2 protein-coding genes are annotated in these 10,984 nt (G+C 75.0%); both read left to right on the forward strand.

The window, feature by feature from the left end; translation table 11 throughout:
- The coding region (locus ACZ7KX_RS42060; RefSeq protein ID WP_470331235.1) for an amino acid adenylation domain-containing protein at nucleotides 1-6,819 on the forward strand (6,819 nt) is incomplete at its 5' end.
- Nucleotides 6,816-10,984: amino acid adenylation domain-containing protein (locus ACZ7KX_RS42065; RefSeq protein ID WP_470331236.1), on the forward strand; the 4,169-nt coding region annotated here is incomplete at its 3' end. The genes ACZ7KX_RS42060 and ACZ7KX_RS42065, both read left to right, overlap by 4 nt.

Below are 10,984 nucleotides of genomic sequence, written 5' to 3' on the forward strand. Positions count from 1 at the left end.
ACCGTTGCCGGCCTGTCGGAGGCCATCGACCGTGCGGACGGCAGTGTCCGTCCCGCGCTCACCGCTGCCGTCCCGCGCCCGGAGCGGATCCCGCTCTCCTACGCGCAGCAGCGGCTCCGCTTCCTCCAGCTGCTCGACGGCGACAGCACCGCGTACAACGCGCCCGGCGCCCTGCGGCTGCGCGGTCCGCTGGACGTCCAGGCGCTGCGGCTGGCCCTGGCCGACGTCGTCGCCCGCCACGAGAGCCTGCGCACCCTCTTCGTCGAGGACGAGGAGGGCTTCGTCCAGCGGATCCTGGCGCCGTACGACGCCCCGGTCGGGCTGGACGTCCGGGAGGTCGACGAGGACCGCCTGCCGGCCGAACTCGCCGCCGGGGCGGGCCACCGCTTCGACCTCTCGGCCGAACTCCCGCTGCGTGCAACGCTGTTCGCCATCGCCGAGGACGAGCACGTGCTCCTTCTGCTCCTGCACCACATCGTCGGCGACGGCTGGTCCCTGCAGCCCCTGGCCCGCGACCTGTCGCTGGCCTACACGGCCCGCACCGCCGGGGAGGCACCGGCCTGGCGGGAACTGCCCGTCCAGTACGCCGACTACAGCCTGTGGCAGCGGGAGGCGCTCGGTTCGGAGGACGACCCGGGCAGCGAGATCTCGCGTCAACTCGCCTACTGGCAGCGGACCCTGGACGGGCTGCCGGAGGAACTGGAGCTGCCCGCGGACCGGCCGCGGACCGCGGACCTCGCGAGCCGCGGCGGACGGGTCACGTTCCAGGTGCCCGCCGCCCTGCACCGGGACCTGCACGTGCTGAGCGGCCGGACCCGGGCCAGTCTGTTCATGGTGCTGCAGGCGGCGCTGGCCGGGCTGCTGACCCGGCTCGGCGCCGGGACGGACGTCCCGATCGGCACCCCGATCGCCGGGCGGACCGACACAGCCCTGGAGGAGCTGGTCGGCTTCTTCGCCAACACGCTCGTGCTGCGCACCGACACCTCCGGCGACCCGGCGTTCACCGACCTCGTCGCCCGCGTCCGGGAGGCCGACCTCGGCGCGTACGCCCACCAGGACCTGCCGTTCGAGCGGCTCGTCGAGGCCCTCAACCCCGAGCGCTCGCTGGTCCGCCACCCGCTGTTCCAGGTCTGCCTGACCGTGCACAACTCCGACCCCCGCGCCACCGTCGCCGAGGTCGCCCGGCTGCCCGGGCTCGCCGTGGAACTGGAGCGGCTGCCGATCGAGGACACCAAGTTCGACCTCAACATCGAGCTGACCGAGGGCTTCGACGAGCAGGGCCGGCCCGCGGGCATCGTCGCCGACCTGGAGTTCAGCACCGGCCTCTTCGACGAGGCCACCGCCCGCGCGATCGGCGCGCGGTTCCTGCGGCTGCTGGCCGCGGTAGCCGCCGAGCCCGGCAGTCCGCTGTCCGCCGCCGACCTCCTCGACGCGGGCGAGCGCGCCGCCGTGCTGACGCAGTGGAGCGACACCGCCCGCCCCGAGGCGGCCGAGGCGCTGTCCCGGGCCGGGCTCCCGGCCGCGCTGGCCCCCACCCGCGCCTGGATCCTCGACGAGGCCCTCCAGCCGGTGCCGCCCGGCGTCCCCGGCGTGCTGTACGCCGCGGGCGACGGCCCGGCGCCGGTCGGGACGGCGGGTGTCGACCCGGACCGCCTGCTGCCCTCCCCGCTGACGGGCGCGGCCTGGCTGTACCGCCTCGACCGCGCCGCCCGCTGGGCCGCCGACGGCGACCTGCGGCTCGCCGAGGTCCCGGGGGCCGGCCGGGACGGGGACGGCCCGGCCGCCGCCGTGCTGCCCGCGCGGTCCCGCGGCCCGCGCAGCCCGCTGGAGCAGATCCTGTGCACCCTGTTCGTCGAGGTGCTCGGCGTGCCGTCCGTCGGCATCGACGACGACTTCTTCGACCGCAGCGGCCACTCGCTGTCGGCCGTCCGGCTGCTCAGCCGGGTCCGGTCCGTCCTGGGCGCCGAGATCTCGATCCGCACGTTCTTCGAGAACCCCACCGTCGCCGGCCTCGCCGAGGCGTTCACCCGCGCCGACGGGGCCCGCCGGCCGCTGGTGCCCGTCGAGCGTCCGCGCCTGCTGCCGCTGTCCTACGCCCAGCAGCGGCTCTGGTTCCTCCACAACCTGGAAGGCGCGGACGCGACGTACAACATCCCCGTCACCCTCCGGCTGACCGGGGACCTGGACCGCGCCGCTCTGCGCGACGCCCTGGCCGACGTGGTGGCCCGGCACGAGAGCCTGCGGACCGTGTTCGCGGACGACCCGGCCGGCGCCCGGCAGATCGTCCTGCCCGCCGGGCACACGCCGCCGCGGCTCGCCGAGGAGCGGGTCGGCGCCGGGGAACTGGCCGCCCGGGTGCGCGCCGCCGCCTCCCACGCCTTCGACCTGCGCACCGAACTCCCCCTCAGGGCCTGGCTGTTCACCACCGAGGCCGGGGAGCAGGTGCTGACCCTGGTGGTCCACCACATCGCCGGTGACGGCTGGTCCATGGGCCCGCTGGCCCGCGACATCTCGCTGGCCTACGCGGCCCGCGCCGCCGGGGAGGCACCGGCCTGGCCGGCGCTGCCCGTCCAGTACGCCGACTACACCCTGTGGCAGCGCGAGGTCCTCGGCTCCGAGGACGACCCGGACAGCGAGATCTCGCGCCAACTCGCCTACTGGCAGCAGACCCTGGCCGGCCTGCCCGAGCAGCTGGAACTGCCCGTCGACCGGCCCCGCCCGCCGAGCCAGTCCCACCACGGCGGCCGGGTCCCCTTCGAGGTGCCCGCGGACCTGCACGCGGCGCTCGCCGACCTCGCCCGCGAGACCCGCACCAGCCTGTTCATGGTGCTGCAGGCGGCGCTGGCCGGGCTGCTGACCCGGCTCGGCGCCGGGACGGACGTCCCGATCGGCACCCCGATCGCCGGGCGGACCGACACGGCCCTGGAGGAGCTGGTCGGCTTCTTCGTCAACACCCTCGTCCTGCGCACCGACACCTCCGGCGACCCGAGCTTCACCGACCTCGTCGCCCGCGTCCGGGAGACCAACCTCGGCGCGTACGCCCACCAGGACCTGCCGTTCGAGCGGCTCGTCGAGGTGCTCAGCCCGGTCCGCTCGCTCGCCCGCCACCCGCTCTTCCAGGTGCTGCTCGGCCTCGACAACAACCAGGAGGCCATCGACGTCCTGCGCCTGCCGGGCCTCACCGTCGACGTGGAGGCCCCGGAGACCGGCCGCGCCAAGTTCGACCTCGCCTTCTTCCTCGACGAGACCCACGGCCCCGACGGCGAGCCCACCGGCCTGCACGGCGCGGTCGAGTACAACGCCGACATCTTCGACCGGGCGACGGCCGGAGCCTTCGCCGAACGGCTCCTGCGGCTGCTCGGCTCCGCCGCCGCCGACCCGCACCGCCCCGTCGGGCAGCTCGACGTCCTGACACCCGGTGAGGCCCGGCAGCTCGGTGAGTGGAACCGCACCGCGCACGAGGTGCCGCCGCAGTTCGTCCCCGAGCTGGTCGAACGGCAGGCCGCCGACGTGCCCGAGGCCACGGCCGTCATCTCCGAGCGGAGCACCCTCTCCTACGGGGAGCTCAACGCCCGGGCCAACCGGCTGGCCCGCCACCTGGCGGCCCGCGGCGTGGGCGGCGAGTCGATCGTGGTGATCGCGCTGCCGCGCTCCGCCGAGATGATCGTCTCGCTGCTGGCCGTCCTCAAGGCCGGCGCCGCCTACCTCACCCTCGACACCAAGGCCCCCGAGCAGCGGCTGCGCGCCGTCCTGGACGACTGCGGCCCCGCCGCGGTCCTCACCGACACGGCCCACCGGCCGCTCCTGGGCGAGCCGCACGCCCGGGACGTCGTCCTGGACGACCCGGCCGTCGAACGGGCCGTGTCCGCCGAGGCCGACACCGACCTCACCGACGCCGACCGGGTCCGCCCGCTCGACCCGCGCCACCCGGCCTACGTCGTCTACACCTCGGGCTCCACCGGCACCCCGAAGGGGGTCGTCATGCCGATGGGCTCCCTGATGAACCTGCTCGGCTGGCACGCCGGCACCTACTGCGGCGGCGTCGGCACCCGCACCGCCCAGTTCTGCGCCGTCTCCTTCGACTTCGCCGTCCAGGAGATCCTCCAGGCGCTCGTCGTCGGCAAGACCCTCGTCCTGCCCGAGGAGCACGTCCGCGTCGACGGCCGCGAACTGGCCGCCTGGATCGCCCGGCACGGCATCAACGAGCTCTTCGCCCCCACCCTCGTCATCGACGCCGTCCTCGCCGCCGCCGCGGACCGCGGCGAGCCGCTCGACTCGCTCACCGACCTCTTCCAGGGCGGCGAGCAGTTCCGGCTCAGCAGCGAACTGCGGGCGTTCTGCGGGACCGGCCGGCGGCGCATGGCGCACAACGTCTACGGCCCCGCCGAGGTCGCCGCCATCACCTCGGCGACCCTCCCCGAGGACACCGACGAGTGGCCCGCCTCGGCCTCCATCGGCGAACCGATCTGGAACGCCGCCGCCCACGTCCTGGACGAGCGGCTGCAGCCGGTCGCCCCGGGCGTGCGCGGCGAGCTGTACATCGGCGGCTCCCAGATGGCCCGCGGCTACCTCGGCCGGCCCGACCGCACCGCCGAACGGTTCGTCGCCTCCCCGTTCGGCCCGCCCGGTTCGCTGATGTACCGCACCGGCGACGTCGTGCGCCGGCCCGCCGGCGGCGAACTGGAGTTCCTCGGCCGCTCCGACCACCAGATCAAGATCGGCGGCTTCCGGGTGGAGCCCGGCGAGGTCGAGGCCGTCCTCGCCGAGCACCCGGCCGTCGACACGGCCGCCGTCCTCACCCGCGAGGACACCCCCGGCGCCGTCCGCCTGGTCGCCTACGTGGTGCCCGCGCAACCCGACCCGGACCCCGACCTCGGCCGCACCCTGCGCACCCACATCGCGCAGCAGCTGCCGCACTACATGGTCCCCGCCACCGTCACCGTCCTGGCCGAACTGCCGTTGACCGCCAACGGCAAGCTCGACCGGGCCGCCCTGCCGGTCCCCGAGGCGCAGTCCGCCGGCGCCGGCGAAGGGCCGCGCACCGAACGCGAGAAGGCGCTGTGCGCCCTGTTCGCCGACGTCCTCGGCGTCCGCGAGGTCGGCATCGACGACGGGTTCTTCGACCTCGGCGGCGACAGCATCATGTCGATCCAGCTGGTCGGCCGGGCCCGCCGGGCCGGACTCGAACTCTCCGTACGGGACGTCTTCGAGCACCGGACCGTCGCCGCCCTCGCCACCGTCGTCACCGAAGCCGAGGGCACGCCGGCCGAGGAACCCGGCGCGGGCCTCGGCGAGGTGCCGCTCACCCCGATCAAGCACTGGCTGCTGGCCCGCAGCGACGACCTGGACGGGTTCACCATGTCCGCCGTCCTCCAGGCCCCCGCCCGCCTCGACCCCGGCCACCTGACCCGCGCCGTCCAGGCCCTGCTCGACCACCACGACGCCCTGCGGGCCCGGCTCTCCCCGGCCCCCGACCGGCGCCTGGAGGTCCCGGCCCCCGGCACCGTCGACGCCGCGACCGCGGTCCACCGGGCCGACGCCACCGGACTCGACGGACCGGAGCTGATCCGGCTCGTCCACGCCGAGGGGGAAGCCGCCCGCGACCGCCTCGACCTGGCCGCCGGCCGCGTCGTCCAGGTCGTCTGGGTCGACCGGGGCCCCGACACCCCCGGGCTGCTGCTGCTCGTCATCCACCACCTCGTCGTCGACGGCGTGTCCTGGCGGATCCTGCTGCCCGACCTCGCCGAGGCCCACCAGGCCGTCGCCGCCGGCCGGGAGCCGGAACTCCAGGCCGTCGGCACCTCGTTGCGCCGTTGGGCCCAGCGCCTGACCGAGGAAGCCGCCAAGCCCGCCCGGGCGGCCGACGCCGGCTGGTGGCAGGACGTGCTGCGCACCGCCGACCCGCTGCTGGGCCGCCGCGCCCTGGACCCGGCCCGGGACACCCACGGCACCTCCGGCCGGATCGAGACGGTGCTGCCCCCCGAGGTGACCGAAGCAGTCCTCACCAGGGTCCCCGCCGCGTTCAACGCCGAGGTCAACGACGTCCTGCTGACCGCCTTCACCCTGGCCTGGGCGCGCTGGCGCAACGGCACCGGACTCCTGCTCGACCTGGAGGGCCACGGCCGCGAGGAACACCTCGTGGACGGCGCCGACCTGTCGCGCACCGTCGGCTGGTTCACCAACCTGTACCCCGTCCGCCTGAACGTCGGACCCGCCGACGTCGCCGACGCCCTCGCCGGCGGCCCGGCCGCGGGAACCGCCCTCAAGGCCGTCAAGGAACAGCTCCGGTCCGTACCGGACAAGGGCATGGGCTACGGGCTCGTCCGCCGGCTCAACCCCGCCACCGCGAGCGGGTTCGACGGACTGCCCGAACCGCAGGTGGCCTTCAACTACCTCGGGCGGTTCGCCACCGGCGGCGACGGCCCGGTCGCCGACTGGACCCCGCTGAGCGGCATCGACGCCGTCCCGGGAGACCCCGCGCACCTGCCCCTCGCGCACCCCCTCGAACTCAACGCCCGCACCGAGGACGGCCCCGACGGCCCGCGCCTGGTCGCCTTCTGGACCTGGGCCGACGGGATCCTCGACGAGACCGCGGTCCGGCACCTGGCCGGGCTCTGGTTCCAGGCGCTCGAAGCCCTCGTCACCCACGCGCGCGACCCCCTCGCAGGCGGACTCACCCCCTCCGACGTCTCCCTCTCCTCCATCACCCAGGACGAGATCGAGGCGTTCGAGGACGAGCTCGACGACCTGTTCGGCGACGACGAGTTCGCCGCCTCCGACGACGTAACCGCTCCTGAAGACGAAGAGGCCACGAAGTGAGTCGCAACCCGCGGAAGATCGAGGACATCCTGTCGCTGGCCCCCCTCCAGGAGGGCCTGCTCTTCCACAGCGTCTACGACGAGGACGGCCTCGACCCCTACGTCGTCCAGATCTCCTTCGACATCGAGGGCACCCTCGACCCGGCCGCCCTGCGCGCCGCCGCAGAGAAGCTGCTCGCCCGCCACGCCAACCTGCGGGTCGCCTTCCGCCAGCGCAAGAACGGTGACTGGGCCCAGCTCGTCATGCGCGAGGTCCGGCTGCCCTGGACCGAGACCGACCTGACCGGCCTGCCCGAGGACGAGCGGGCCGCGGCCGCCGCCGCGGCGGTCGCCGCCGACCGCGCCACCCGCTTCGACGTCGCCCGGCCCCCGCTGCTGCGCTTCACCCTGCTGCGGCTCGGCGCCGGCACCCACCGCCTGGTGCTGACCAACCACCACCTCCTGATGGACGGCTGGTCCCTGCCCGTCCTCATGGGTGAGCTGTTCGCTCTCTACGACACCGACGGCGACCCCACCGCCCTGCCGGCGGTCCGCCCCTACCGCGACTACCTCACCTGGCTGGAGCGGCAGGACAAGGACGCCGCCCGCGCCGCCTGGCGCGACGCCTACGCCGACCTCGCCGAGCCCACCCAGGTCGCGCCCGGCGCGGGCCGGGCCGCCGTGGCCGGCGCCGAGGTCCAGGCCCTCCTCGACAGCGCGGACACCACCGAACTCGGGGAGATCGCCCGCAGCCGCGGCCTCACCCTCAACACCGTCGTCCAGGCCGCCTGGGCGATCGCCCTGAGCACCCACACCGGACGCGACGACATCGTCTTCGGCACCACCGTCTCGGGCCGCCCCCCGGAGCTCGACGGCGTCGAGCGGATGGTCGGGCTCTTCATCAACACCCTGCCCACCAGGGTCCGGATCCGGCCCGCCGAGTCCCTCACCGCACTACTCGCCCGCGTCCAGGACGAGCAGGCCCGGCTCACCCCGCACCAGCACCTCGGACTGGCCGAGGTGCAGCGGGCCGTCGGCCTCGGCGAACTCTTCGACACCTCAATGGTGTTCCAGAACTACCCGGTCAGCCGCACCGGCACCGCCGGCACCGGCATCGGCGCCGCCATCAGCCTCGCCCCCGGCAAGAACCGCGAGGCCACCCACTACCCGCTGCTGCTGATCGCCTCCGCGCGCGACACCATGCGCTTCCGCCTCAACTACCGGCCCGACGTCTTCGACGCGGCCACCGCCCAGCGCGTGCTCGACCGCTTCGTCCGGGTCCTGCACGGCCTGATCGCCGACCCGGACCAGGCCGTCGGCCGCCTGGCGCTGCTCGGCGACGACGAGCGCGACGAGGCCCTGCTGCGCTGGAACGACACCGCCCGCGACGTCCCCGAGGACACCACGATCCTCGACCTGTTCCGGGCACAGGCCGCCCGCACCCCGCACGCCCCCGCGGTCAGCGGCCCGGACGGCACCCTCGACTACGCCGAACTCGACGCCCGCTCCAGCCGCCTGGCGCACCTGCTCGTCGCGCGCGGCGCCGCCCCCGAGCGGTTCGTCGCCATCGCCCTGCCCCGCACCGCCGGCATGGCCGTCGCCCTCCTCGCCGTCCTCAAGACCGGAGCCGCCTACCTGCCCGTCGACCCCGACTACCCGGCCGAGCGCATCGCGTTCATGCTCGACGACACCCGGCCCACCCTGTTGCTCACCACCGGCGAGCTCGCCGCGGCCCTGCCCGACAGCGGCACCCCGCGCCTCCTGCTCGACGACCCCGCGCTGGCCGGCGAGCTCGCCGCCCGCCCCGCCAGCGCACCCACCGACGCCGAGCGGCACGGCGCCCTGCTGCCCGCGCACCCGGCGTACGTCATCTACACCTCGGGCTCCACCGGCCGCCCCAAGGGCGTCGTGATCGAGCACCGCTCCCTCGGCGCCTACCTGCAGTGGGCCCGCGACGCCTACCCGGCGATGACCGGCACCTCGCTGCTGCACTCGCCGATCTCCTTCGACCTCACGGTCACCGCCCTCTACACGACCCTCGTCTCCGGCGGCCTGGTCCGCGTCGCCGACCTCGACGAGACCGCCGCCGAGGGCCCCACCCCCACCTTCCTCAAGGGCACCCCCAGCGTCCTCGCCCTGCTGGAGGCGCTGCCCGCGGACGCCTCCCCGAGCCGGCTCGTCATGCTCGGCGGCGAACTCCTCCTCGGCGAGGTCATCGACCGCTGGCGGGCCCGCCGCCCCGAGGCCGACGTGCTGAACGTCTACGGCGCCACCGAGGCCACCGTCAACAGCGTCCAGTACCGCATCCCCGCCGGCGCCCCCTCGCCGACCGGCCCGGTGCCCGTCGGCCGACCCTTCTGGAACACCCGGGTCTACGTCCTCGACAGCGCGCTGCGCCCCGTCCCCGCCGGCGTCCCGGGCGAGGCCTACATCGCCGGGACGGGCCTCGCCCGCGGCTACTGGCACCGGGCCGGGCTCACCTCCGAGCGCTTCGTCGCCGACCCGTACGGGCCGCCCGGCTCCCGGATGTACCGCACCGGCGACGTCCTGCGCTGGAACCACGACGGGCTCCTGGAGTTCGTCGGCCGCGGTGACGGGCAGGTCAAGCTGCGCGGCTACCGCATCGAACTCGGCGAGATCGAGGCCGTGCTGGCCGCGCACGAGCACGTCACCCAGGCCGCCGTCCTGCTGCGCGAGGACCAGCCCGGCGACAAGCGCCTGGTCGCCTACGCCGCCACCGGCGGCCGCACCGTCACGCCCGACGAGCTGCGGGCGCTGGCGGCGGGCCGGCTGCCGGAGTACATGGTGCCGTCGGCGTTCGTCGTCCTGGACGCGTTCCCGCTGACGCCGAACGGCAAGCTGGACCGTCGTGCGCTGCCGGCACCGGAGTACGGGGCGGACTCCGCCGGGCGGGCGGCGCGCTCGCCGCGCGAGGAGATCCTGTGCGGTCTGTTCGCGGAGACGCTGGGCGTGGAGTCGGTGTCGATCGACGACGACTTCTTCCAGCTCGGCGGGCACTCCCTGCTCGCCACCCGCCTGGTCAGCCGCATCCGCTCCACCCTCGGCGCCGAGATGGCCATCCGCCAGCTCTTCGACACCCCCACGGTGGCCGGCCTCTCCGGGGCCCTCGACACCGGCAACGGCAGCGCCCGCCCCACCCTCACGGCCGCCGTGCCGCGCCCGGAGCGGATCCCGCTGTCCTACGCCCAGCAGCGCCTCTGGTTCCTCAACCGCTTCGAGGGCCCCAGCGCGGCCTACAACTCGCCGGTCGCCCTGCGACTCTCCGGCGCCCTGGACCGGACGGCACTGGGCCTGGCCCTCGCCGACCTCAGCGCCCGCCACGAGAGCCTGCGGACCATCCTCGCCGAGGACGCCGAGGGCCCGCACCAGATCGTCCTCGGCGCCGACCGCACCGTGGACCTCACCGTCGTGCGGACCGACGAGGCCGGGCTGGACGAGGCCCTGCTGACCGCCGCCAGCCACACCTTCGACCTCACCACGGACACCCCCCTGCGGGTCTGGCTCTTCGAGCTCGACGCCGAGGAGCACGTCCTGCTGCTGCTCACCCACCACGTCGCCACCGACGCCTGGTCCCGCGCGCCGCTCGCCCGTGACCTGACCACCGCGTACGCGGCGCGCGTCGCCGGGGAGGCCCCGGCCTGGTCGGCGCTGCCGGTGCAGTACGCCGACTACAGCCTCTGGCAGCGCGAGCTGCTCGGCTCCGACGACACGGCCGCCGCCGAGGGGCCGATCCACCACCAACTCGCCTACTGGCAGGAGGCGTTGTCCGGCCTTCCGGAGGAGCTGGTGCTGCCGTACGACCGGCCGCGGCCGGCCCACGCCACCCACCGGGGCGACACCGTCACCTTCGAGCTCACCCCGGAACTCCACCAGAGCCTCGCCAAGGTCGCGCGCGAGCACCGGGCGAGTGTGTTCATGGTGCTGCAGGCGGCGCTCGCGGCGCTGCTGAGCCGGCTGGGGGCGGGGGAGGACATCCCGCTGGGTACGCCGATCGCGGGCCGCACCGACGACGCGCTGGACGACCTGGTCGGGTTCTTCGTCAACACGCTGGTGCTGCGGACGGACGTGTCGGGCGACCCGACGTTCGCGGAGCTGATCGAGCGGGTGCGGGCGGCCGACCTGGAGGCGTACGCGCACCAGGACCTGCCGTTCGAGCGGCTGGTCGA

Source organism: Kitasatospora sp. NPDC038210 (genome assembly GCF_055600605.1).